Origin of the sequence: Streptomyces sp. NEAU-sy36 (assembly GCF_013423905.1) — a bacterium.
In the GTDB taxonomy this organism is placed as follows: domain Bacteria; phylum Actinomycetota; class Actinomycetes; order Streptomycetales; family Streptomycetaceae; genus Streptomyces; species Streptomyces misionensis.
Genome location: NZ_CP058977.1, coordinates 1,688,920 through 1,712,513, shown reverse-complemented (window position 1 = coordinate 1,712,513; position 23,594 = coordinate 1,688,920). Strand labels below are relative to the sequence as shown.

General features: G+C 72.4%; 21 protein-coding genes. 9 read left to right on the top strand and 12 right to left on the bottom strand.

What is annotated here, in order from left to right; translation table 11 throughout:
* The first annotated feature begins 128 nt into the window (after positions 1-128).
* From HZZ00_RS07750 to ybaK, 3 genes are read left to right on the top strand one after another with little or no spacing between them, the layout of a single operon-like run.
* Complete coding sequence (locus HZZ00_RS07750) at positions 129-1,214, top strand: hypothetical protein (protein ID WP_257585712.1); 1,086 nt, start codon at positions 129-131, stop codon at positions 1,212-1,214.
* A gap of 11 nt (positions 1,215-1,225) precedes the next feature.
* On the top strand, positions 1,226-1,966 hold the full coding sequence (locus tag HZZ00_RS07745) for an LON peptidase substrate-binding domain-containing protein (RefSeq protein WP_180331506.1): 741 nt from the start codon (positions 1,226-1,228) through the stop codon (positions 1,964-1,966).
* Between the two features lie 28 nt (positions 1,967-1,994).
* Complete coding sequence (gene ybaK, locus HZZ00_RS07740) at positions 1,995-2,498, top strand: Cys-tRNA(Pro) deacylase (RefSeq protein ID WP_180331505.1); 504 nt, start codon at positions 1,995-1,997, stop codon at positions 2,496-2,498.
* Here the strand turns inward: ybaK and HZZ00_RS07735 are convergent.
* The 4 genes from HZZ00_RS07735 to HZZ00_RS07720 all read right to left on the bottom strand — a co-directional run bounded on the left by HZZ00_RS07735 (position 2,482) and on the right by HZZ00_RS07720 (position 6,378).
* Positions 2,482-3,144 (bottom strand): AAA family ATPase, encoded by a 663-nt coding sequence (locus tag HZZ00_RS07735; protein ID WP_180331504.1) that lies wholly within the window; start codon positions 3,142-3,144, stop codon positions 2,482-2,484. The two genes, ybaK and HZZ00_RS07735, sit on opposite strands and share 17 nt — an antisense overlap.
* Before the next feature lie 34 nt (positions 3,145-3,178).
* Positions 3,179-4,000, bottom strand: a complete 822-nt coding sequence (locus HZZ00_RS07730; protein ID WP_180331503.1) for an ABC transporter permease — start codon at positions 3,998-4,000, stop codon at positions 3,179-3,181.
* A gap of 73 nt (positions 4,001-4,073) precedes the next feature.
* Positions 4,074-5,087 carry an ABC transporter ATP-binding protein gene (locus HZZ00_RS07725; RefSeq protein ID WP_180331502.1) on the bottom strand — a complete coding sequence of 338 codons (1,014 nt, stop codon included), beginning with the start codon at positions 5,085-5,087 and terminating at the stop codon, positions 4,074-4,076.
* Between the two features lie 73 nt (positions 5,088-5,160).
* On the bottom strand, positions 5,161-6,378 hold the full coding sequence (locus HZZ00_RS07720) for an NYN domain-containing protein (protein ID WP_180331501.1): 1,218 nt from the start codon (positions 6,376-6,378) through the stop codon (positions 5,161-5,163).
* Positions 6,379-6,603: 225 nt separating this feature from the next.
* Between HZZ00_RS07720 and HZZ00_RS07715 the strand changes: the two genes are divergently transcribed.
* A complete protein-coding gene (locus HZZ00_RS07715; RefSeq protein ID WP_070028566.1) occupies positions 6,604-6,786 on the top strand; it encodes a hypothetical protein in 183 nt (60 codons plus the stop codon).
* Between the two features lie 78 nt (positions 6,787-6,864).
* Here HZZ00_RS07715 and dnaE read toward each other — a convergent pair whose 3' ends face one another.
* Positions 6,865-10,404, bottom strand: coding sequence for a DNA polymerase III subunit alpha (gene dnaE / locus HZZ00_RS07710; RefSeq protein WP_180331500.1), 3,540 nt, complete (start codon positions 10,402-10,404; stop codon positions 6,865-6,867).
* Between the two features lie 223 nt (positions 10,405-10,627).
* Here dnaE and HZZ00_RS07705 point away from each other — a divergent pair, with 223 nt between their 5' ends.
* The 4 genes from HZZ00_RS07705 to HZZ00_RS07690 all read left to right on the top strand — a co-directional run bounded on the left by HZZ00_RS07705 (position 10,628) and on the right by HZZ00_RS07690 (position 15,376).
* Positions 10,628-11,953 carry a DUF2252 domain-containing protein gene (locus tag HZZ00_RS07705; RefSeq protein WP_180331499.1) on the top strand — a complete coding sequence of 442 codons (1,326 nt, stop codon included), beginning with the start codon at positions 10,628-10,630 and terminating at the stop codon, positions 11,951-11,953.
* Positions 11,954-12,042: 89 nt separating this feature from the next.
* Entirely contained in the window at positions 12,043-12,726 is a 684-nt protein-coding gene (locus HZZ00_RS07700) for a hypothetical protein (protein ID WP_180331498.1), read from the top strand.
* A gap of 76 nt (positions 12,727-12,802) precedes the next feature.
* A complete protein-coding gene (locus HZZ00_RS07695) occupies positions 12,803-13,612 on the top strand; it encodes a thioredoxin domain-containing protein (protein WP_180331497.1) in 810 nt (269 codons plus the stop codon).
* Positions 13,613-13,705: 93 nt separating this feature from the next.
* Positions 13,706-15,376: an alkaline phosphatase gene (locus HZZ00_RS07690; protein WP_180331496.1), complete on the top strand. Its 1,671-nt coding sequence runs from the start codon at positions 13,706-13,708 to the stop codon at positions 15,374-15,376.
* A gap of 18 nt (positions 15,377-15,394) precedes the next feature.
* Here HZZ00_RS07690 and HZZ00_RS07685 read toward each other — a convergent pair whose 3' ends face one another.
* The gene (locus HZZ00_RS07685) at positions 15,395-15,973 is read right to left on the bottom strand and encodes a dienelactone hydrolase family protein (RefSeq protein ID WP_180331495.1); all 579 of its coding nucleotides are present in this window, start codon (positions 15,971-15,973) and stop codon (positions 15,395-15,397) included.
* A gap of 121 nt (positions 15,974-16,094) precedes the next feature.
* Here HZZ00_RS07685 and HZZ00_RS07680 point away from each other — a divergent pair, with 121 nt between their 5' ends.
* Positions 16,095-17,201, top strand: coding sequence for a mechanosensitive ion channel family protein (locus HZZ00_RS07680; protein ID WP_180331494.1), 1,107 nt, complete (start codon positions 16,095-16,097; stop codon positions 17,199-17,201).
* A 12-nt stretch (positions 17,202-17,213) separates the two neighbouring features.
* Here HZZ00_RS07680 and HZZ00_RS07675 read toward each other — a convergent pair whose 3' ends face one another.
* From HZZ00_RS07675 to HZZ00_RS07650, 6 genes are all read right to left on the bottom strand, one after another.
* Complete coding sequence (locus tag HZZ00_RS07675; protein WP_180331493.1) at positions 17,214-17,954, bottom strand: SDR family NAD(P)-dependent oxidoreductase; 741 nt, start codon at positions 17,952-17,954, stop codon at positions 17,214-17,216.
* 176 nt (positions 17,955-18,130) lie between these two features.
* Positions 18,131-19,717: a Na+/H+ antiporter gene (locus HZZ00_RS07670; RefSeq protein WP_180331492.1), complete on the bottom strand. Its 1,587-nt coding sequence runs from the start codon at positions 19,715-19,717 to the stop codon at positions 18,131-18,133.
* A 142-nt stretch (positions 19,718-19,859) separates the two neighbouring features.
* Positions 19,860-20,339 carry a GNAT family N-acetyltransferase gene (locus HZZ00_RS07665; RefSeq protein ID WP_180331491.1) on the bottom strand — a complete coding sequence of 160 codons (480 nt, stop codon included), beginning with the start codon at positions 20,337-20,339 and terminating at the stop codon, positions 19,860-19,862.
* Entirely contained in the window at positions 20,336-21,280 is a 945-nt protein-coding gene (locus tag HZZ00_RS07660) for an RluA family pseudouridine synthase (protein ID WP_180331490.1), read from the bottom strand. The genes HZZ00_RS07665 and HZZ00_RS07660 overlap by 4 nt, the downstream gene beginning before the upstream one ends.
* A gap of 85 nt (positions 21,281-21,365) precedes the next feature.
* Positions 21,366-21,935, bottom strand: coding sequence for a signal peptidase II (lspA, locus tag HZZ00_RS07655; RefSeq protein ID WP_070028577.1), 570 nt, complete (start codon positions 21,933-21,935; stop codon positions 21,366-21,368).
* A gap of 67 nt (positions 21,936-22,002) precedes the next feature.
* On the bottom strand, positions 22,003-23,097 hold the full coding sequence (locus HZZ00_RS07650; protein ID WP_180331489.1) for a TraR/DksA family transcriptional regulator: 1,095 nt from the start codon (positions 23,095-23,097) through the stop codon (positions 22,003-22,005).
* Positions 23,098-23,594: the final 497 nt, after the last annotated feature.

Here is a 23,594-nt window from a genome sequence, read left to right as displayed (position 1 = left end):
GTCCGCAAGACCCCCACCAGTCGTACAAAAATAGAACACATACCCTTTACTGCTCCTTGACCCTCGGTCGCACAACCTTCGACAACTTCCCCCAAGCCTCTGGCGCTGGCCCGACCTGCGGACTTTCAATGGTCCGCACCATGGTTCCGTTGCCCTCGTTCCTCCGCCGCACCTGGATGCCCAAGCGCCCCGCGCGCCCGGCCGGCCGGATCCCGGACGGGGACGAGGCGGTGCTCGACGCGCCCGACGACCGGCTCTCGCCCGCTCTGGTCGCGGCCGGCCGGGGCGAGTACCGGGCCGCGGCCGAGCTGCTGGCCGCCACCCGCGCCGCCGCCCAGTGGGAGAACCACGACCGCTACGCCCGGCGGCTGGCCGCCTTCGCCCGGCTGCGCCCCGAGTGGTTCGAGAACTGGCGCGCGGCCGACCGGGACGACCCGAACGCCCTGCTGGTCGCGGCCCAGCTGGCGGTGGACCGGGTGTGGTCGTCGCCGGCCCGCGCCGAGCTGCTGCGCGAGGTGAGCCCGCTGATCACCGCCGCCGCGCGGGCCGACGACCGCGATCCGGTGCCCTGGCGGATCGCGCTGGACCACGCGCGCGGCTCGCGGGCCGGGCACCGCTACTTCGAGGAGCTGTGGGCGGCGGCGCTGCGCCGCGCCCCGCACCACTACGGCTGCCATGTGGCCGCCCTGCGCTACCTGGCCGCCTACTGCTGCGTCCGGTTCGGCGACACGCCGCACGCGCCCAGCGCCGCGCACCGCGAGTGCTTCGACTTCGCCGAACTCGCCGCGCAGGACGCCCCGGCCGGCTCGCTCGTCCAGGCGCTGCCCGTGCGGGCCGCCCTGGCCTGTCTGCTCGACGGCGGCGGCCCCGGGGTCGCCCGGGACCGGCTCGACGCGGCGGCCGACCGTGCGATCGCCCTGTCGGCGTGCTTCGCCCCGGCCGACCCCTGGCCCGCCGGCGTGCGCAACACGCTGCTGTACGTCCTGCTGCGCCTGGACCGCCCGCAGGACGCCCTCGGCCAGCTGCGGCTGATCGGCCCGTACGTCACCTCCTGCCCGTGGGACCGGTTCTCGGACGACCCGCTCGGGTACTTCCTGGGGCTGCGCCGGCACCTGCTGACGGGGGCCGGGGCGCCTGTCCCGGCAGGTCTGCCGCCGGGTCCCGAGGACCTTCTGCCCGCCCACCGCGGACACGGCCGCGCCGCCGACCACTAGGCTGGGGCGCCGTGACCACCGTCCGTCTGCCCCTGTTCCCGCTGAACACGGTCCTCTTCCCAGGACTCGTGCTGCCGCTGAACGTCTTCGAGGAGCGTTATCGCGCCATGATGCGCGAGCTGCTGAAGACCCCGGAGGACGAGCCGCGGCGGTTCGCCGTCGTGGCCATCCGCGACGGGTACGAGGTGGCGCCGAGCGCCCCCGGCATGCCCGACCCCACGGCGCAGCCCGAGCGGGGCCCGGCCGCGGGCTTCGGCCCGGACCCGCTCAAGGCCTTCCACGGACTGGGCTGCGTGGCCGACGCGGCGACCATCCGGGAGCGCACCGGCGGCGGCTTCGAGGTGCTGGCGACCGGGACGACCCGGGTGCGGCTGCTGTCCGTGGACGCCTCGGGCCCCTTCCTGACGGCCGAGCTGGAGGAGCTGGCGGAGGAGCCGGGCGACGAGGCGGGGGCGCTCGCCGAGGGCGTGCTGCGGGCGTTCCGGCAGTACCAGAAGCGGCTGGCGGGCGCGCGGGAGCGTTCGCTCGCGACGAGCGCGGAGCTGCCGGACGACCCGAGCGTGGTGTCGTACCTGGTGGCCGCCGCGATGGTGCACGACACGCCGACCAAGCAGCGGCTGCTCCAGGCGCCGGACACCGCGTCCCGGCTGCGGGACGAGCTGAAACTGCTGCGCGGGGAGACCGCCATCATCCGTACCCTGCCGTCGTTGCCCGCGTTCGAGCTGACGCGGGCGCCGACCAGCCTGAACTGAGTACGAACCGAGGGATCCGCAGACAGCGATGGCGAAGAAGTCGAAGAAGCAGCAGCAGTCCGGGGGGACGCCGGCGACGGTGGCGCTGACCGCGGCGGGCGTGGAGTTCACCGTCCACGCCTACGAGCACGATCCCTCCCACCCGTCCTACGGCGAGGAGGCGGCCGAGGCGATGGGCGTCTCCCCCGACCGGGTCTTCAAGACCCTGGTGGCCTACGTCGACGGGACGCTGGTCGTCGGCGTGGTCCCGGTGGCCGGCACCCTCGACCTGAAGGCGCTGGCCTCGGCGGTGGGCGGCAAGCGCGCGACCATGGCCGACCCCGCCCTGGCCGAACGCACCACGGGCTACGTCCGGGGCGGCATCTCCCCCCTCGGCCAGCGCAAGAAGCTGCGCACCGTCCTGGACTCCTCGGCCCGCGACCACGCCACCGTGTGCGTGTCCGCGGGGCGGCGCGGCCTGGAGGTCGAGCTGGCGCCGGGCGATCTGGCCGAGCTGACGGGGGCGGTGCTCGCGCCTATCGGGCGGGGCTGAAGGGCTCCGGCCCCTCGCCCGGCTGCTGCGGTTCGGGGTCGCGGGGGCCGAACAACGCCGTCAGCCCCAGATGGACCAGGACGGCGGCGAACGGCCAGGACAGCAGCGCCGCCTTCGCGCCGAGCCGCAGCGGCGCCGGGAACGTGACCCCCTTGCCGACGGCCCGCGCATGCGCGATCACGTCGGAGGTGGGGCCGAGCCAGACGCCGAGCCGCCACGCCAGCACCGAGCCGAGCAGCCCGCCGAGCGCCAGGCCCACGACGAGCGGTACGCCGCCCCGGCGCCGCCACAGGAACACCGCCAGCCCGCTGACCGCGCCGAACGCCAGCGCCAGCAGGGTGAACGTGCCGTCCACCCCGATCGCCTGCTCGCCCTCGCTGTCCTTGAGGTAGACCGTCCAGGTCCGGCCGGACACCTCGCCGACCAGCGGCACGTGCGGCGTCAGCCACCACCACAGCAGTCCGAGCAGCGCCCCGGCCACGGTCACCACCAGGGTGATCACTGCGGCCTCGCGTGCTTCGGTCTTCATCCCGGGGCCGTCCTCTTGGTAAGCGCCCGCGACCGGCGCCCCGGCGGGCGGCGTCTGCCAGACCTGGTGCGCGGAGTCGTCGTGCGGCGGCGGTGGCGGATTCAGCGGTGCGGTCACCCTGACATCGTGCCAGGTCGGCCTGTGCGTCGCGTCATCGGACGGCGGCCCTGCGGTACGCCCACGCCGCGACGGCCAGCGAGACCACCCCGACGCCCGCGCACACCCCCAGGTCAGCGAGGACGACCGCCCAGTCCGGGTGTTCCCCGAACGTGCGGGCGTACGCCTCCACGCCGTAGGTCGAGGGCAGCAGGTCCCGCGCCAGCCGGATGATCTCCGGCATCCGGTCGGCGGGCAGCACGCCCAGCAGCAGCGCGGCCGACATGCCCAGCTGCCCGAGCAGCGTGGCCAGCTCGGGCCGGGGCGCGAGCAGCCCCAGCGCCGCGCCGAGCCCGGACAGCGCGGCCCCGGCGAGCGGGACGACCGCGAGCAGCACCCACAGGTTGGACAGCGGCAGACCGAACAGCACACAGCCGAAGACGGCGGTCACCAGCGTCCCCGGCACGGTGAAGGAGGCGTACGCCGCCGCCGCGCCCAGCACCACCGCGGCCGGCGGCACCGGCAGGGTGGCGTAGTGGTCGAGCCCGCCGCCGGCCCGCAGCTGCCCGAAGTACTGGGCCAGCAGGTTCAGCGCGACGTACGCGACGACCAGCACGGACGAGCCGGCCACCACGGACCGCGCCTCGAACCCGTTGTCGACGACCCCGCGCATCATCACGGTGATGCCGACGGACTGGAAGGTGGCCACGAACAGCAGCGGGATCCTGGACACCCGGGCCCGGGACAGCTGCGCCCGGTACACGGCCACCAGGGACGGCCACAGCCGCGCGGCCGGGGCGAGCGGCGCCGCGGCCGGCACCGCCTCCGGCACGGTCCGGGCCCCGTCCGGCAGAACCTGCGCGGGTACGACACTCACGACGTGCTGCTCCTCTTCCCTGCGGCGTCTGCGGTGGTCGTACCGACCCCGGTGCGTACGGCGGCCCGTGCGCTCACGCCTTCACCAGTCCCTGCCGCGCGGCGCCGCCGAGCGCGAGGTAGACGTCCTCCAGGCTGGGCGTGGCGAGGGTGAAGTCGTCCAGGGCGGCGAAGGCGGCACCGCCGGTGACCGTGGCGACGGCGGCCCGGGCCTCCTCGGGCGCGAGCCGCAGCGTCCAGCGCCGGCCGGACTCCACCGCCCGCTCGCGCAGCACGGCGACCTCGGGCACGTCCAGCGGTGCGCGCTCCCGCCACACCAGCTCCACCCGCACCTCGCCGGCGACCTGTTCCTTCAGGCCGGCGGGGGTGTCGCAGGCGATGACCCGGCCCCGGTCGAGCACGGCGACCCGGTCGAGCACGGTCTCGGCCTCGATGACGTTGTGGGTGACCAGCAGCACGGTGGTGCCGTGCTCGGCGCGGCGCCGGTCCACGGCCGCCCAGACCGCGCGCCGGGCCACCGGGTCCATGCCGGTGGTCGGCTCGTCCAGGACCAGCAGTGGGCGCTCGCCGACGAGGGCGGCCGCGAAACAGGCGAGCCGCCGCTGTCCGCCGGACAGCTTCTTCAGCGCGCGCCCGGCGATCGGGGTGAGCCCCAGCTCCTCCAGCACGGCGTCCCGCTCGGCCCGTGCCCGCGTCGCGTCCAGGCCGCGCAGCCGGCCGGTGGTCTCGGCGGCGAGGGAGACGGTCAGCTCGTCCAGGGCGGTGGACTCCTGGCCCAGGTAGGCGAGGAGGCGCGCGGCGCGTTCGGGGTGGCGCACGATGTCGTGGCCGAGGATCTCGACGCTGCCGGTGTCCGGTCGCAGCAGGCCGGTGAGCTGGCGCACCAGGGTGGATTTGCCGGCGCCGTTGGGTCCGAGCAGCCCGAAGATCTCGCCGCGCCGTACGGTGAGTTCCAGGCCGTCGGTCGCCCGCACCTCGGGCGTGCCGGGGGCACCGCGCCGCCCCTTGACGGCCGGGTAGGTCTTGCCGAGCCCGCGCACACGGACGACCTCGTCCTGCCGAAGTGCCTGCCCCACGCGCGTACTCACAAGGGGAGAGGGTACGGGGTCGGGGCCCTTTACTCGTCTTTGGGGCCGCCCGTACCGGTGCCGGACGCGGGGCTCACTCCCCCGTGGCCGCCTGCTCGGCGGCGGCCGGGACGTCGAACTCGCGCCAGAACCCCGCCCGGATGGCGTAACGGTCGTGCTCGTCGATCTGGTCGTCCTTGTGCGCGAGCAGGCCGAAGCGGGCGGCGTAGCGCAGCAGCTCGCCGTCGATGCGGTGCGGGATGCGCGGGTACATCTGGGAGAGCCGCTGGAGGTGGCTCTGGTCGCCGAGCCGGGACATCCAGCGGCGGGCGAAGACCTGCCCGACCTCGTAGGGGTCGCCGCCGACGGTGGTGATGTCCTCCTCGCGGTCGGCCCACCGCTGCTCGGCGGTGGTGAGCTGGGCCAGGGTGGGCATGGCGGCGGCCTCGGCGGGCTCCGAGACGGTGCCCGGCCGGTCCACCCAGCCCTTGTCGGAGGACCAGCGCAGGGTCGCGGTGGCGGGCTGCGCGGCGGGCGGGGTGCCGGGGGCGCGCAGCGCGGCGAGGTCCTTGGGGGTGGGCACGCCCTTGGCGGCGGGCACCCGCTCCTGGGTGCCGTTCTCGGTGGCCGCGGCGGCCGGTCGCGGCTCCCGGGCGGCGGTGCGCTCGCCGGCCGCCGAGAGCGCGGACTCGGGCAGCGGGGCGGAGAGGATCGCGGCGATCTCGGGGCGCGGCACGGGCGGCGGCGCGCACACGCCGGTCAGTTCCTTGGCGCGGACGGCCTGGGTGATCCAGGCCCGGTCCAGGACGCGGCGCTCGTCGGCCTCGGCGACCAGGTCCTCGGACTGGTTGTAGTCGCCGTCCGCGGCCTGGACGGCCCACAGGTGGACGGCGACACCGTGTTCCTTGGCGGCCATCATGCCGGGCAGCAGATCGCCGTCGCCGGTGACGAGGACGACGTCGGAGCAGGCCCGGTTGCGGGCCAGCTCGGTCAGCTCGGCGTGCATGGCGGCGTCCACGCCCTTCTGCGCCCAGCGCCCGTCGCTGCGGGTGAGGGCGCCGAGCCGGACGGTGACACGGGGCATGACGCGCAACCGGCGGTGCTCCGGCTGGGGGACCCGGTCGGGGGCGCCGTCGAACCAGTAGATGCGCAGCAGGGGCCGTTCGGTGTCGGACTCCGCGCGGTCGCGCAGCGCCTGGATCAGTGCGGTGTGGTCGACGGTGATCCGGGACCGCGAGGGCTCGCCCGCGAGGAGGCTGGCGGCTGCGCCCAGCAGATACCCGGCGTCCACCAGGACGATGCAGCGGTCCACGCGACTCACCCTCTTCCCGGGAGGTTTTGCTTCGGACTTCCTTCGAGTCTGCCCGACCGCGCGGGGGTTAACGGCCCGAACTCGATCTTCGGCGTGGCGTTTGCGGCTGTTACTCGCCAACCTACCCTGTCACACAGGGTAATTGTCCGACATGCGATTGATGTCAGCGTATGTGAATCTGAACGCGGTCCTGGCCCCGAGATCCCCCACAGGAGGCAGATCACCATGGCCAAGAACAAGAACCGCAAGCAGGGTGGCTCGCAGAACCGCGCGGCGCAGCAGGCCGGTCACGCCCAGGAGCAGACGCAGCACACCGCGGAGTCCCACGAGTCCCCGGTGTCGCACATCCAGGGCAGCTCCGGTGATACCGGGCGCGGCCGGAAGCAGAAGAGCTTCGGCCACAACTAAAGGGCTGTTGACGCCCGTTGTGTGAAAGAGGGGCGCACCCGCCACGGGTGCGCCCCTCTCGCGCGGACACGGCCCCGCTCAGCCCGCCAGACAGGAGGGGCCCAGCAGCACCTTCAGGTCGCCGAAGAGCGCCGGATCGGGCTTGACCCGGTGCCGGTCCAGGCGCAGCACGGTGGTCTTGCGCGGGCCCTGGAGCTTGATGCGGACCTCGCTGTCGCCCTTGTGGTGGCTGAGGATCTCGCCGAGCCGGCTGACCATCGGCGGGGTGACCCGGGTGGCCGGGATGGTGAGGACCACCGGCGCGTTGGCACCCGCGTTGGACAGGTCCGGGACCATCAGCTCCATGGCGACGAGCCGGGGCACGTCCTCGCGCTTGTCGAGGCGGCCCTTGACGAACACCACGGCGTCCTCGACCAGTTGGGTCGAGACCAGCTGGTAGGTGGCGGGGAAGAACATGCACTCGATCGAGCCCGCCAGGTCCTCGACGGTGGCGATCGCCCACGCGTTGCCCTGCTTGGTCATCTTGCGCTGCAGGCCCGAGATGATGCCGCCGATGGTGACCACCGCGCCGTCGGCGTGCTCGCCGCCGGTGAGCTGGGAGATGCCCGCGTCGGCCTTGTCGGACAGTACGTGTTCGAGGCCGAACAGCGGGTGGTCGGAGACGTAGAGACCGAGCATCTCCCGCTCCTGGGCGAGGAGGTAGGTCTTGTCCCACTCGTCCTCGCCGAACTGCACGTCGAGCCCGAAGCCGGGTTCGTCGCCGGCGTCGTCGCCCATGCCGCCGAAGAGGTCGAACTGGCCCTCGGCCTCCTTGCGCTTGACCGCGACCACGTTGTCGATCATCGGCTCGTACTGCGCCATGAGGCCCTTGCGGGTGTGGCCCATGGTGTCGAAGGCGCCGGCCTTGATCAGCGACTCGGTGGTGCGCTTGTTGCAGACCACCGCCTCGACCTTGTCCAGGTAGTCGGGGAAGGAGGAGTACTTCCCCTTCGACTTGCGGCACTTGATGATCGACTCGACCACGTTGGTGCCGACGTTGCGCACCGCGGAGAGGCCGAAGAGGATCACGTCGTCGCCCTGGGCGGCGAAGTTGGACTCGGACTCGTTGACGTTCGGCGGGAGCACCCGGATGCCCATGCGGCGGCACTCGTTGAGGTAGACCGCCGACTTGTCCTTGTCGTCCTTGACGGAGGTCAGCAGGGCCGCCATGTACTCGGCCGGGTGGTTGGCCTTGAGGTAGGCGGTCCAGTACGACACCAGGCCGTACGCGGCCGAGTGCGCCTTGTTGAACGCGTAGCCGGCGAACGGGACCAGGACGTCCCACAGCGCCTGGATGGCCTCGTCGCTGAAGCCCTTCTTGCGCGCGCCCTCCTGGAAGAGGACGAAGTTCTTCGCCAGCTCCTCGGGCTTCTTCTTGCCCATCACACGGCGGAGGATGTCGGCCTCGCCGAGCGAGTAGCCGGCGATGATCTGGGCGGCCTTCTGCACCTGCTCCTGGTAGACGATCAGGCCGTAGGTGACGTCCAGGACCTCCTTGAGCGGCTCCTCCAGCTCGGGGTGGATCGGCGTGATCTCCTGCTGCCCGTTCTTGCGCAGGGCGTAGTTCGTGTGGGAGTTCATGCCCATCGGGCCCGGCCGGTACAGGGCCGACACGGCGGAGATGTCCTCGAAGTTGTCGGGCTTCATCAGCCGCAGCAGCGAGCGCATGGGGCCGCCGTCGAACTGGAAGACGCCGAGGGTGTCGCCGCGCTGGAGCAGGTCGAAGGTCGTGGGGTCGTCCAGCGGCAGCGACAGCAGGTCGATGTCGAGGCCCTTGTTGGCCTTCACCATCTTGACCGCGTCGTCCATGATCGTGAGGTTGCGCAGGCCCAGGAAGTCCATCTTCAGCAGGCCGAGCGACTCACAGCTCGGGTAGTCCCACTGGGTGATGGTGACCTGGTCGGTGTGGCGCACCCAGACCGGGACGTGGTCGACGATGGGCTCGCTGGACATGATCACGCCGGCCGCGTGCACGCCCATCTGCCGGACCAGGCCCTCCACGCCGCGCGCGGTGTCGATGACCTTCTTCACGTCCGGCTCGTTCTCGTACATCGCCCGGACCTCGCCCGCCTCCGAGTAGCGGGGGTGGCTGGGGTCGGTGATGCCGGACAGCGGGATGCCCTTGCCCAGGACGTCGGCGGGCATGGCCTTGGTGATGCGGTCGCCCATCGCGTACGGGTAGCCCAGCACGCGCGCCGAGTCCTTGATCGCGTTCTTGGCCTTGATGGTGCCGTAGGTGCCGATCTGCGCGACCTTGTCGGCGCCGTACTTCTCGGTGACGTACCGGATCACCTCGGCGCGCCTGCGCTCGTCGAAGTCGATGTCGACGTCGGGCATCGAGATGCGCTCGGGGTTGAGGAACCGCTCGAAGATCAGGCCGTGCGGGATCGGGTCGAGGTCGGTGATGCCCATGGCGTAGGCGACGATCGAACCGGCCGCGGAGCCTCGGCCGGGGCCGACCGCGATGCCGTTGTTCTTGGCCCACATGATGAAGTCGGCGACCACGAGGAAGTAGCCGGGGAAGCCCATCGAGATGATGACGTCCATCTCGTAGTCCGCCTGCTTCTGGCGGTCCTCGGGGATGCCGCCCGGGAAGCGGCGCTCCATGCCGCGGCGGACCTCCTCCTTGAACCAGGTGACCTCGGTGTAGCCCTCGGGGATGTCGAACTTGGGCATGAGGTCGCGCTTCTCGAACATGCCGGTGGTGTCCACCATCTCGGCCACGAGGAGCGTGTTGGCGCAGCCCTGCTGCCAGGCGTCCGAGGAGTCGATGGCGTACATCTCGTCCGTGGACTTCAGGTAGTAGCCGGTGCCGTCGAACTTGAAGCGGTCGGGGTCGGAGAGGTTCTTGCCGGTCTGGATGCACAGCAGCGCGTCGTGGGCGCCCGCCTCGTGGGCGTAGGTGTAGTGCGAGTCGTTGGTGACCAGCGGGGGGATGCCGAGCTTCCGGCCGATCTCCAGCAGTCCGTCGCGGACCCGGTGCTCGATGTCGATGCCGTGGTCCATCAGCTCCAGGAAGTACTTGTCCTTGCCGAAGATGTCCTGGTACTCGCTGGCCGCCTTGAGGGCCTCGTCGAACTGGCCGAGGCGCAGCCGGGTCTGCACCTCGCCGGAGGGGCAGCCGGTGGAGGCGACGATGCCCTCGGACCACTGCGCGATGGTCTCCTTGTCCATCCGCGGCCACTTCTGGAGCCAGCCCTCGGCGTAGGCGTCGGAGGAGAGCCGGAAGAGGTTGTGCAGACCGGTCTTGTTCACCGCCCACATCGTCTTGTGGGTGTAACCGCCGGAACCGGAGACGTCGTCGCGCTTCTGGTGCGGCTGGCCCCACTGGATCTTGCGCTTGTTGCGCCGGGACTCGGGGGCGACATACGCCTCGATCCCGATGATCGGGGTGATCCCGGCCTTCTTCGCGGAATGGAAGAAGTCGTACGCGCCGTGCAGGTTGCCGTGGTCGGACATGGCGATGTGCGTCATGCCCATCTCGTTGCAGGCGTTGAACATGTCCTTCAGCCGCGCGGCACCGTCCAGCAGCGAGTACTGGGTGTGGACGTGCAGGTGCGTGAACGGCGGCTTTGACACGGTATGGCCTCCACGGGGAACGCTGGGTGACGAGTGACGGACGGTTCTGGGGGGACAGCGTCGAAGTCTATGCCCCGCCGCCGGGCGCCGTGGGCCGTCCCGGCGGACCCCGTGCGGGAACCGGGCACTCCCGCGTGGCGTCGGCCGTTGGACACGGCGGAGGCGCTGTCGTACGGACGAGCGCACAGTGACGCACCACTCCCGCACCAGGAGGCATCCCGCGATGTCGGTCCCCCAGCTCAGCGCCGAGCAGCGCGGCGAGGAGATCCTCGCCGTTCTCGACACCGCCTTCGGCAGGTTCCTGGCCGCCGACCCGGCCGCGTGCCGGACGGCGTTCCGGAGGATGGCGGCCTCGGCCCTCGCGTTCCACCGGGGCGCGGCGTGCCTCTTCTACCACGACCTGGCCGCCGGCAAGCGGGGCGGCCCGTACCTGGACGACCGCACCTCGCGGGTGTGGATCCACGGCGACCTGCACACGGACCGCTTCGGTGCCCGCCTGGACGCAGAAGGCCGCCTGGTCTTCGGCGCGGACGGCTTCGAGGAGGCCTACGTCGGCCCCTTCCTGTGGGACCTGAAGCGCTTCGCGGTCTCGCTCGCGCTCCTCGGCCACGCCAAGGCGCTGGGCGACGCGCAGATCGCCGCTCTGGTGACCGCCTACGCGAGCGCCTACCGCGAGCGGATCCACGCGCTGGCCACGGGCGCCAAGAGCGACGAGGTGCCGCCGTTCACCCTGGACACCGCGCGGGGTCCGCTGCTCGACACGCTGCGGGCGGCCCGCGCGCGCACCCGCTCCGGGCTGCTGGAGCCGATGACCGAGGTCCGCGACTTCGAGCGCCGGTTCACGGCGGGCGCCGGCTCGGTGGAACTGGACGCGGCCGACCGCTACAAGGTCCTGGCGGCCTTCGACGGCTATCTGGAGAGCCTGCCGGACTCCTCCCTGGCCCGCCCGGAGTCCTACCGGGTCAAGGACGTCATGGGCCGCCGCGGCACCGGCATCGGCCCCGCGAGGCTGCCGTCCTACGACATCCTCCTGGAGGGCCACAGCGACGCCCTGGAGAACGACGTCGTGATCCGCGTCGCACCGGCCCGCACCCCGGCCGTCGCCCGGCACATCACGGATCCGGTTATCGCCGGTCACTTCCAGCACGAGGGCCACCGCACGGTGGTCTCCCGGTGCGCCCTGCAGCCGCACCCCGACCCCTGGCTGGGCTGGACCGAGCTGGACGGCACGGGCCGGCTGGTCACCGAGGTCTCGCCGTACACGGTCGCCCTGGACTGGACCGACCTGGACGACCCGGAGGAGCTGGAACCGGTCGTGGCCGACCTGGGCCGGGCCACCGCGGCAATGCACGCGGCGGCACACGACGCCTCCGGCGAGTCCCTGGTGCCGTTCTCCACCGAGCGGGCCGTCGACGCGGCGATCGCCGCCGACGAGGAGGGCTTCGCGCCCCTCCTGGCGGACTTCGCGCTCGGCTACGGCGCCCGGGTCCGCGCGGATCACCACCTCTTCGTGGAGCTGCTGCGCGACGGCCGGATCCCGGGGCTGTAGCGCCGGGGGCGCAGGCGGTAGCCTGCGGGCACTCACAGCCCCTCTTTAGAGGTCTCTTACTCCGCTTCGTGACAGACTCTCCTTTCGCTATGGACATATCCGGGACCCACCTCAGAGCCGTGCGCGCGGCGCTGTTCACGGCGTTCGTCGTGACCCTCGGCACCGCGTCGCACGTGCTGCTGTCCCGGGCCCCGCTGCCGGCGGAGACCGTGGCCGCGGTCGCCGCCGGGATCTTCGCGGGCGCGTACGCGCTGGCGGGCCGCGAACGCGGCTTCGGCCGGATCGCGGCCCTGCTGATCCCGCTGGAGCTGGCCGCCGACACCGTCTTCACCACCGGCCAGCAGACCTGTTACGGCCGGGCGGAAGGCCCGGTCGCCGGTCCCCTGCACGCCTTCGGCTTCGACCTGCTGTGCCGGGGCGGCGCCGTGGGCACCCCGCTCGCCCAGGTCGGCCGCGGCCACGCGGGCACCCTGTTCGCCGACGCCGGTCCGGCCACCGCCTGGCTGCTGCTGGCCGCGCACCTGTGCGTGGGCCTGCTGGCCGCCGCCTGGCTGCGCCGGGGCGAGCGGGCGCTGGTGCAGCTGCTGCGCGCGGTGGCCGCCGTCTCCTTCCGGCCGCTGCTGCTCGCGGCGGCCGCGGTCGCCGTCCGGCCTGCCCCGGTCCGCCGGCTGCCACGCCCGGCCCCGCGCCCCTCGGCCGCCCGCGACCGGCTCCTCACGCACTCCCTGGGACGGCGTGGACCGCCGTGCTCCGCCCCGCTCGCCGCTCACTGAGCGGCGGCGGCCCGAGCACCCTCCACCCGTACCCGCGCGCGGCACGACCGCGCGCCCCCTCAGGGAGATCACCGAGATGAGCAAGCGGAACAGCCAGGCGGCGAAGACGGCGGCCCGGGAGCGGCTGCGCCAGGAACGCGAGCGCCAGGCCAAGCGCGACAAGGCCAGGCGGCAGGCGATCGTGGCCGGTTCGGTCGTGGTCGTGCTGGCCGCGGCCGGCGGCATCGGCTACGCCGTGGTCCAGGCCAACAAGCCCGGCTACTGGGAGCAGATGAAGAGCGCGAAGGTCGTCGCGCCCGCCCACACGACGGGCACGAAGGGCACCACGGTCGTCATCGGCAAGGCGAGCGCCAAGAAGACGCTCAAGATGTACGAGGACCCGCGCTGCCCGGTGTGCGCCCAGTTCGAGCAGACCGTCGGCCCGACCCTGCACAAGGACATCGACGACGGCAAGTTCAAGTACCAGTACGTGGGCGCCACGTTCCTCGACGCACACGACAACGGCGAGGGCTCCAAGAACGCGCTGAGCGCGCTCGGTGCCGCGCTGAACGTCAGCCCCGAGGCGTTCCTGGACTACAAGACGGCGCTGTACTCCGCGAAGTGGCACCCGGACGAGAACGACGACAAGTTCAAGGACGACAGCTACCTGATCAAGGTCGCCGACACCGTCCCGGCGCTGAAGAACAACGCCGCGTTCCAGGACGCCGTCAAGAAGGGCACCTACGACGCCTGGGCGATGGCCATGTCGAAGACCTTCGACGACAACAAGGACGGGGTGACCGGCACGCCGGGCTTCGTCATGGACGGCAAGCAGCTCAACGGCGGCAACATGATCTCCACGGTGGCCGACTTCAACAAGGCGGTGGACGCGGCCATGAAGGGCTGACGGCCGTACCGGGACCGACCGCACGGTGAAGAGCGGGCGAACTTTCCAGGTTCGCCCGCTCTTTTGTTCTACTGCCCGGTAACCTGTTCGGCCGTGACCAGTCGAGACAGATCACTGCCGGCCTCCCAGGGCCCCAACTCCCTTTCCCCGAGCCGCCGTACGGTCGTCAAGGCCGCGGCGGCCACCGCTGTGCTGGCCGGGCCGCTCACCGCCGCGCTGCCGGCCCGCGCCGCCGACCAGGCCCCGGCCTTCCTGCACGGCGTCGCCTCCGGCGACCCGCTGCCCGACGGCATCCTGCTGTGGACCCGGGTGACCCCCGTGCCGGAGGCGACCCCCGGCTCGGGCGTCGGCCCGGACACCGAGGTCGGCTGGGTCGTCGCCAAGGACAAGGCCCTCACCCAGGTCGTCGCCAAGGGCTCCACCACCGCGACGGCCGCCTCGGACCACACCGTGAAGGCCGACATCCGAGGTCTGGAGCCGGCCACCGACTACTGGTTCCGCTTCTCCAGCGGCGGCACCGACTCCCCGGTGGCCCGCACCCGCACCGCCCCGGCCTCGACCGCCGACGTCGCGGGGCTCCGCTTCGGCGTGGTCACCTGCGCCAACTGGGAGGCCGGCTACTTCTCCGCCTACCGCCACCTCGCCGCCCGCGGCGACCTGGACGCCTGGCTGCACCTCGGCGACTACATCTACGAGTACAAGTCCGGCGAGTACGCGGCCCGCGGCAAGGTGGTGCGCCCGCACGCCCCCGCCAACGAGATCATCACGCTCGCCGACTACCGCACCCGGCACGGCAGGTACAAGACCGACCCCGACCTCCAGGCCCTGCACCTGAAGGCACCGGTCATCGCCATCTGGGACGACCACGAGTTCGCCGACAACGCCTGGTCGGGCGGCGCGGTCAACCACACCGAGGGCGCCGAGGGCACCTGGACCGCCCGCAAGGCGGCCGCCAAGCAGGCCTACTTCGAGTGGATGCCGGTGCGCCCGGCGATCGAGGGCACCACCTACCGGCGGCTGCGCTTCGGCAAGCTCGCCGACCTGTCCCTGCTGGACCTGCGCTCGTTCCGCTCCCAGCAGGTGTCCGGCACCAGCGGTTCGGTGGACGGCGCCGACCGCACCATCACCGGGCGGGCCCAGCTGGACTGGCTGAAGGCGGGTCTGAAGGCCTCCGACACCAAGTGGCGGCTGGTCGGCAACTCGGTGATGATCGCGCCGTTCGTCGTCGGCTCGCTCACCGCCGACCTGCTGGGGCCGCTCGCCCAGCTGCTCGACCTGCCGCAGGGCGGCATCGGCGTCAACACCGACCAGTGGGACGGCTACACCCACGACCGCCGCGAGCTGCTCGACCACCTGACCTCGAACAACATCGGCAACACCGTCTTCCTGACCGGCGACATCCACATGTCCTGGGCCAACGACGTGCCGGTGGACGCGGGCACCTACCCGCTGTCGAGGTCGGCCGCCACCGAGTTCGTCATCACCTCGGTGACCTCCGACAACCTCGACGACATCGTCAAGGTTCCCGAGGGCACGGTCTCCGCGGTCGCCGCGCCGCTCATCGAGGCCGCCAACCGGCACGTCCACTGGGTGGACACCGACCGCCACGGCTTCGGCGTGCTCGACATCACCGCCGACCGCGCCCAGATGGACTACTACGTCCTGTCCGACCGCACCGACCCGAACGCCACCGCCGCCTGGCAGCGCTCCTACCGCACCCGCAGCGGCACGCAGAAGGTCGAGCGGACCTACGACCCGGTGTAGCGCACCCAGCGCGGGCCGCTACGCGGACCGCAGGCCGTCGAGGAAGCCGAGCGCCACGCGCCAGGTGGCCTCGGCGGCCTCCGCGTCGTAGTCCGGCAGCCCGGGGTCGGTGTACAGGTGCCCGGCCCCCGCGTACCGGTAGACCTCCACGTCGGCCCCCGCCCGGCCCATCTGGAGGTACCAGGCGCTGAGCCAGTCGTCCGTCTCGAACGGGTCCGGCTCGGCGACGTGCAGCTGCACCGGCAGCTCGTCCACGTACGCGTTCGCCGCGATGTCCGACGTGCCGTGCAGAAGCAGCAGCCCGCGCGCCTTGGCGTCGCCGAGCGCCAGGGTCTGCGCGATCGAGGCGCCCAGCGAGAACCCGGCGTACACCAGTCCCCGCTCCGAGTACGGCGCCGCCGCCAGCACGGCCCGCTTCAGCAGCTCCTCCTTGCCGATCCCGTCGCTGTACTCCATGCCCTCCTCGACGGTGTCGAACGTCCGGCCCGCGAAGAGGTCCGGCGTCCACACCTGGTGGCCGGCCGTGCGCAGCCGGTCCGCGGCGTCGCGCACCGCGGGCCGCAGCCCGTAGGTCGAGTGAAAGAGCATGATGTTCATGAGGCCATGGTGCCAGCAGCGCCCGTGCCGGCCCCAGCGCGGCCCCGGCCGCCGGCGCCCCGGCCCGGCAGCGGTCCAAGTCACAGGTTCACGATCGGCGCAGCCGGTTACGTTCGAATGCATGGAGACCGTACTGCGACCGGTGATCGTGGTCGGCGCGTCCGTATTCCTGACCGTACTGATCGGCTGGTCCACGGACGTCCTGCTGCGCAAGGCCGACGAAGGCCACCCCGAGACCCCGCTGTGGGGACGGCTGCGGCGTGCCCGCGTGCCCTACCAGCTGGTGCTCTGCGCCGCCCTGCTCAGAGGCTCCTACGACCAGGCGAAGCTGTTCCAGGAGCACCGGGTCGGCATCGGACGGACGCTGACCCTGGTACTGATCGGGGCGGCGGCCTGGCTGGTGATCCGGATCGCGGCGGCCGTGGTCGAGACGACGTACACCCGCTACGCGCGCGCCCACCACGATCCGGCGCGGGTGCGGCGCGTGCGCACCCAGGTCACGCTGATCATGCGCGTGGTCTCGGCGATCGTCGGGGTGGTCGCGGTGGCCGCGATGCTGCTGACCTTCCCGGCGATGCGCACGGCGGGCGCCTCCCTGCTTGCCTCGGCCGGTGTCCTCGGCATCGTGGCCGGTGTCGCCGCCCAGTCGACGCTGGCGAACATGTTCGCCGGGCTGCAGATCGCCTTCGGCGACATGGTCCGGCTCGGCGACACGGTCGTCGTGGACGGCGAGTGGGGCACGGTCGAGGAGATCACCCTGACGTTTCTGACGGTACGGACCTGGGACGAGCGCCGGATCACCATGCCGGTGTCGTACTTCACCTCCAAGCCCTTCGAGAACTGGTCGCGGGGCACCCCGCAGATGACCGGGATCGTGTACTGGCACCTCGACCACAGCGCGCCGATGGACGCGATGCGCGAGAAGCTGCGCGACATCCTGCGCGAGTGCCCGGCCTGGGACGGCCGCGCCTACGGCCTGGTGGTGACCGACTCGACCCCGAACACCATCCAGGTGCGCGCGCTGGTGACCGCGAAGGACGCCGACGACATCTGGACGGTGCGGGTCGCGGTCCGCGAGCAGATGATCAGCTGGCTGTCCGCCGAGCACCCCTACGCGCTGCCCCGGGTCAACACCTCGGACGCGGTGCTCCCGCCCTACCGCGTCCCCTCCCCGGACCGCGGCACCCTGCGCAAGGCCTACGAGTACCCGCGCACCGGCCGGGGCTGAGCGGGGGCCGGTTCAGTGTCCGCGCTCGGCGCCTCCGTTCACCTGGATCACCTGTGAGGTGATGTGCGCCGCGGCGGGCGAGGCCAGCCAGTGCAGGGTGGCCGCCACGTCGCCGGGCCGGCCCGCCCGGCCGTTGGAGGTCTCGGCGATGAGCTGTGCCCGCCGCTCCTCGGCCATGGCGTCACCGAAGAAGTCGGTGTCCTCGATGTAGCCGGGCGCCACCACGTTCACGGTGATGCCGCGGTGGCCCAGCCGGCTGGCCAGGTCGTGGGCGTAGGGGTGCAGCCCCGCCTTGGACGCCGCGTAGGCGCCGCTGCCGGAACCCCGGTAGGCGGCGATGGAGCTGAGGAAGAGCACCCGCCCGCCGGGTTCGGCCAGCCGCTCCTCCAGGGCCTCGGTCAGGAGGGCCGCGGTCAGGGTGTTGAGCTTGAAGGCGACCGTCCACGCGTGGGCCACCCGGTCGAGGGGGTCGTCGCCGGCGGCCGGGGGCTCCAGCTGCCCGGAGCCGCCCGCGCTGTGCACGAGCACGTCGACGGTGCCGAACTCCTTGGCGACGAGGCGGGCGACGCCCCGCACGTCGGCGGGGTCGGTGAGGTCCGCCGCGTGGGTGAGCGCCCCCGGCACCCCGGCCTTCTCCAGTACCTCCGCACGGCGCCCGAGGAGCAGCACCCGGTCCCCGTCCTCGGCGAAGGCCCGGGCCGTCGCCAGCCCGATGCCCGTACCGCCTCCGCTGATCACGATGTTGCGAGTCATGATCCGAGCGTAGGAGCGTGCCGCCGCCCGCGCTCCCGTTCGTCCACAATCACGGTGTGTTCGTATGACCGCACAACGGCGCCGGCTGTGGACAGACGCCCGGCCGACCGCGGCGCGACGAGCCCGGGAGCCGGACAGAGCCCGGGAACCGCGGTGCGACCGCGTCCCCGGAGGCCTCAGCGCAGGCTGCGCACGTCGAGGTGGCGCAGGACGCGGTCCACGATCTCCGGGTCCACGCCCGGCTCGCTGCGCGCCGCCAGCACCTCGTGCCGGGCCGCGCTGAGCATCTCGCCCTGGATGCGCCGGATCCGCTTCAGCCGCTTGGCCCGCTGGTGCTGTGCCTCGCGCCGCTCCTCCTCGCCCATGTCCGGGCTGATCCGGATGCCGATGTCGAAGGCCTGCCGCAACATCTGCTCGGACAGTTCCTCGGGCAGGTCCTCCACCTGCTCGATCTCCCGCAGCCGGCGCTTGGCCGCCTTCGCCGCGCGCACCGCCAGCTCCTTCTCGTACTCCTTCTCCCGCTCGGAGTCGGCCTGCACCCTGAGCCGGTCGACCAGCCACGGCAGGGTCAGCCCCTGGACCACCAGGGTGGCGACGATCACCCCGAAGGCGATGAAGACGATCTCGTCCCGGTCCGGGAAGGGCCGTCCGGCGTCGGTCTCCAGCGGAATGGCCAGCGCCAGGGCCACCGAGGCCACCCCGCGCATCCCGGACCACCACATCACCACCGTCTCCCGCCAGCTGGTCGGGATCTCCTCGTCCAGGTCGCGGCGGGCGTGCAGCCGTTTGGTCAGCCAGGTCGCCGGCAGCAGCCACAGCAGCCGGACGACGATCACCACACCGGCGACGGCGGCCGCCCAGCCGATCAGCTCGCCCCAGCGGCCGCTGGCCGTGCGGATGGCGTTGTGCAGCTCCAGACCGATCAGCCCGAAGGCGACGCCCGTGACCAGGGTGTCGATGATGTCCCAGAAGGTGTGTCCGGCCAGCCGGGTCATCACGTCGTCGGCTCCGGTGGCGTACTCGGAGAGGTACAGGGCGGTGGTGAGCACCGCGAGCACGCCGGAGCCGTGCAGCTTCTCGGCGAGTACATAGGAGGCGTACGGCACCAGCAGGGTCATGCCGATCTGGAGGGTCGGGTCGCCCAGCAGGTCCATCAGCCGGTTGGCGCCCCAGCCCAGCGCCAGTCCCACGACCACCGCGACCACCGCGGACAGCACCAGCTCCAGACCGGCGTGCCACGGCGAGAACGTGCCGCTCACCGCGGCGGCGATCGCCACGTGGTAGAGCACGATCGCCGTGACGTCGTTGAACAGCCCCTCGCCCTCCAGGATGGAGACCAGGCGGCGCGGCAGCCCGAGTTGCCCGGCGACGCTGGTCGCGGCGACCGGGTCGGGCGGGGCGATCAGCGCGCCGAGCGCCACGGCGGCGGCGACCGACAGGCCGGGCACGATCGCGTGGGCGACGAAGGCGACGCACACCATGGTCACGAACACCAGGGCGACGGCCAGCATCAGGATCGGGCGCTTGTTGGCCGCGAACTGCCGCCAAGAGGTGCGGCGTACGGCCGCGTACAGCAGCGGCGGCAGCAGCCCGGGCAGGATCAGCTCGGGCGGGATGTTCACGTTGGGCACGAAGTCGGCGACCGCGAGGACCCCGCCGAACAGCGTCATCAGCACCGGGGCGGGCAGCTTGAGCCGGTCCCCCACCGGAACGCTCACCAGGGCCCCGAGCAGCAGGACGAACAACAGAGCCAACTGATTCAAGGCCGGCGCTCCTGGGTCGACGATCACACGAGAGGCTTCAAGCCTGCCACGCGACCCGGGCACCGGCCGTCCCGGCACATCGCCCCGGGGGCCCGCCGCACCCTCGGTCACCGGCGCTCTCGCCGGCCGCCCCGGGGAACGGCTACAGGGCGCGGCGCATCGAGCGGTGCGGTATGCCCGCGTCCGGGAACTCCGGACCGTACGCCTCGTAACCCAACCGCTCGTAGAAGCCCAGCGCCTGGGTCTGCGCGTGCAGGTCCACCGCGGCGAGGCCGCGCGCGCGGGCCGCGTCCTCGATGGCCCGCACCAGGGCGGCGCCGATGCCGAGCCCGCGGGCCTCCCGGGCGACGGCGAGCCGCCCGAGCGAGCCGACGGACGGGTCCGCGCCGGTCTTGGCGACGGCCGCCTCTCCGGTCAGCAGCCGGCCCGTGCCCAGCGGCACGCCGTCCGCGCGGACCGCCAGCACATGTACGGCGACGGCGTCGTACTCGTCGTACTCGATGGCTTCGTCGACGCCCTGTTCGCGGACGAAGACCTCCTTGCGGACCGCGAAACAGGCCTCCAGGTCGGCGGGGTCCTCGGCGATCCGCAGGGTGTGCCGCGCCGCGTGGTCCGCGCTCATCCGTACGTCTCCTCGCGGACCTGGTCGAGGGCCCGCTGGAGGTCCTCCGGGTAGTCGGACCCGAACTCCACCCAGCGGCCGTCCCCCGGGTGCTCGAAACCGAGCCGCACGGCGTGCAGCCACTGGCGGGTCAGGCCCAGCCGCTTGGCCAGGGTGGGATCGGCGCCGTAGGTCAGGTCGCCGACGCACGGGTGGCGGTGCGCGGCCATGTGGACGCGGATCTGGTGGGTGCGGCCGGTCTCCAGCTTCACGTCGAGCAGGGAGGCGGCGCGGAACGCCTCGATGAGGTCGTAGTGCGTCACCGAGGGCTTGCCGTCGGCGGTGACCGCCCACTTGTAGTCGTGGTTCGGGTGGCGGCCGATGGGGGCGTCGATGGTGCCGCTCGTCGGGTCCGGGTGGCCCTGGACCAGGGTGTGGTAGCGCTTGTCGACCGTGCGCTCCTTGAACTGGCGCTTGAGCGAGGTGTACGCGTACTCCGACTTGGCGACCACCATCAGGCCGGAGGTGCCCACGTCGAGGCGGTGCACGATGCCCTGGCGCTCGGCCGCGCCGGAGGTGGAGATCCGGTAGCCGGCGGCGGCGAGACCGCCGATGACGGTGGGGCCGGACCAGCCCGGTGAGGGGTGCGCGGCCACACCGACCGGCTTGACGATCACGACCACGTCGTCGTCGTCGTGCACGATCTCCATGCCCTCGACCGGCTCGGCGACCACCTGCACCGGGGCGGGCGCCTGCGGCATCTCGACCTCCAGCCAGGCGCCGCCGCGCACCCGCTCGGACTTGCCGACCACCGCGCCGTCGACCTGCACCTTGCCGGCCGCGGCCAGCTCGGCCGCCTTCGTGCGGGAGAAGCCGAACATGCGGGAGATGGCGGCGTCGACGCGCTCGCCCTCCAGGCCGTCGGGCACGGGCAGGGTACGGATCTCGGGAATCGTGCTCACCCGTCGAGTATGCCGGACGGGCGGACGGCCCCCGCACGAGCCTGTGGAAAACCGGTTCCGGCCCGCCGCGTTCCGGGCCGGGCCGTCAGTTGGTGTGGATGGTGCCGTCCGGGTCCCGGCCGAGGAAGGACAGCAGCACGATCAGGATGCCGCCGCACACGATCGCCGAGTCCGCGAGGTTGAAGATCGCGAAGCCCTTGGGCGCGATGAAGTCCACCACCTCGCCCTTGAAGAGGCCGGGCGCCCGGAAGATCCGGTCGGTGAGGTTGCCGAGCGCACCGCCGAGCAGCAGGCCGAGCGCGACCGCCCAGGGGAAGCTGTAGAGCTTGCGGGCCAGCCGGATGATCACCACGATCACGGCGGCGGCGATCACCGTGAAGATCACGGTGAAGGCGGGGGCGAAACCGAAGGCGGCGCCGGGGTTGCGGGTGGCGTGCAGCTCCAGCAGGTCCCCCACGACCTCGACCGGCGCCCGGCCCTCCAGCTTGGCCACCACCAGCATCTTGCTGATCAGGTCGAGCGCGTAGGCGAACGCCGCCACGGAGAACAGCACGGCGATCCGTCGTCCACGGCCGCTGCGCGTCTGCTCCGGCGTCCGCCGCTCGCTGTCGTCCGAAGTGTCCGGCGTTCCGATGACGCTCTCCGCCTCTGCCACGTGAGTCCCTCAACCTAGATGCCCGAGTGAGGACGAGACTACGGCACGCCCCTGCGCCGCCACACGTTCAGGAGCGGCGTTCCTGCTTCTGCTTGCACTCCACGCACAGGGTGGCCCGCGGGAAGGCCTGCATCCGGGCCTTGCCGATGGGTTTGCCGCAGTTCTCGCACAGTCCGTAGGTGCCCGCGTCCAGCCGTTCCAGTGCCCGTTCGGTCTGGACCAGCATCTCGCGCGCGTTGGCGGCCAGCGCCAGCTCGTGCTCGCGGGTGATGTTCTTGGTGCCGGTGTCGGCCTGGTCGTCGCCCGCGCCGTCCCCGGAGTCGCGCATCAGGCCGACGAGGGACGCCTCGGACGAGCTGATCTCCGCCCGCAGCCGCTCCATCTCCGACTGGAGCTCCGCGCGCGCCTCGGCGACCTCCTCCCCGCTCCAGGGGTCCTCGCCGGGGCGCACCGCCAGTTCGCCCGGCTCCGCCGCGGCGGCGCGTGCCTTGGGTACGGCGCCGTCCTCCGCCATGGCCGTGCCAGGGGTCTTCTTCGCAACCACCGTCGTGGCTCCCGTCTGTTCCGCGGCCCGCGCCGCGCCCGCCTTCTTGGCCGTGCTCCGCTCGTCCGGCGCCGCCTCCTGGGCCACGGCCTTCGCGGTTCTCCCGGCGGTGGCCTTCTCCGCCGGGGTGCTGCCGACCGCGGCGGCCTCGCCGACCGCGGCGGCCTCTTCGTCCTTCGCCGGGGAGCCCTTCGCGGGGACGTCCTCGGCCGGAACGTCCTTGGCCGCGACCTTCCCGGCGGCCGTCTTCTTCCCCGGTCCCTTCCCGGCGGCCTTCTCCGCGGTGGCCTTCCCGGCCACCGCTTTCCCGGTCTCCGCCTTCCCGGCCGCCGTCTTCTTCGCCACCGCCTTCCTGGCCGCCGTCTTCCCGGCCACCGCCTTCTTGGCCGCGGCCTTCTTCGCCGCGGCCTTCTTCGCCACCGGATGCCCGGCGGCCTCCTCGGCCACGCCCGGCTGCTCCACGAACGGCTTCACGGTGGCTCCCTTCTCCGCGACGGCCTTCCCCGCGGGCTTCGCGGCCGTGCTCTTCCTGGCAGGCGTGGCCTTCTTCCCGGCCGTGCCCTTCTTCGCCGCCGTCTTCCCGGCCACGGCCTTGTCCGCGGTCTTCTTCGCCACCATGGCCGCGGCCCCTTCACATATTGTGATCTTGCGCGCGAATCGTGCTGGGACGATAAATCGACTTGAGTCCCGCGGCAACGGGGCACACCGCCCGATTCGCCCGCCCGCACCCCCCGCGCTGCGGGCCTGCATCCGTTGTGCCCAGCTCCCCGCCGGGTAATCCGCCGGGCGGGGCGGACCGGAAGGCCCGCCCCCGCACCCTCGCCATTCGGGGCATCCGGCCCCGTCACCGGCCCGCCCGGCCCCGCCGCCCCGAAAAGCGGTCGGCCGCTGTCCGTGCGGCGCCGTACACTGGGCGGAGCGAGAAGCGTGGATGGGGACGAGTAGCGGCGTACGCAGCCCAGAGCGACCCGGGGACGGTGGAAGCCCGGGGGCGAGCGCGACGTGAAGATCACCCCGGAGCCACCGGAAGAACGCCGCGGCCCGAGGGGCCGGGTCAGTAGAACCGGTTTCGCGAACCCAATGAGGGGGCTCACCGGCGCACAGGGCGCGGCGGC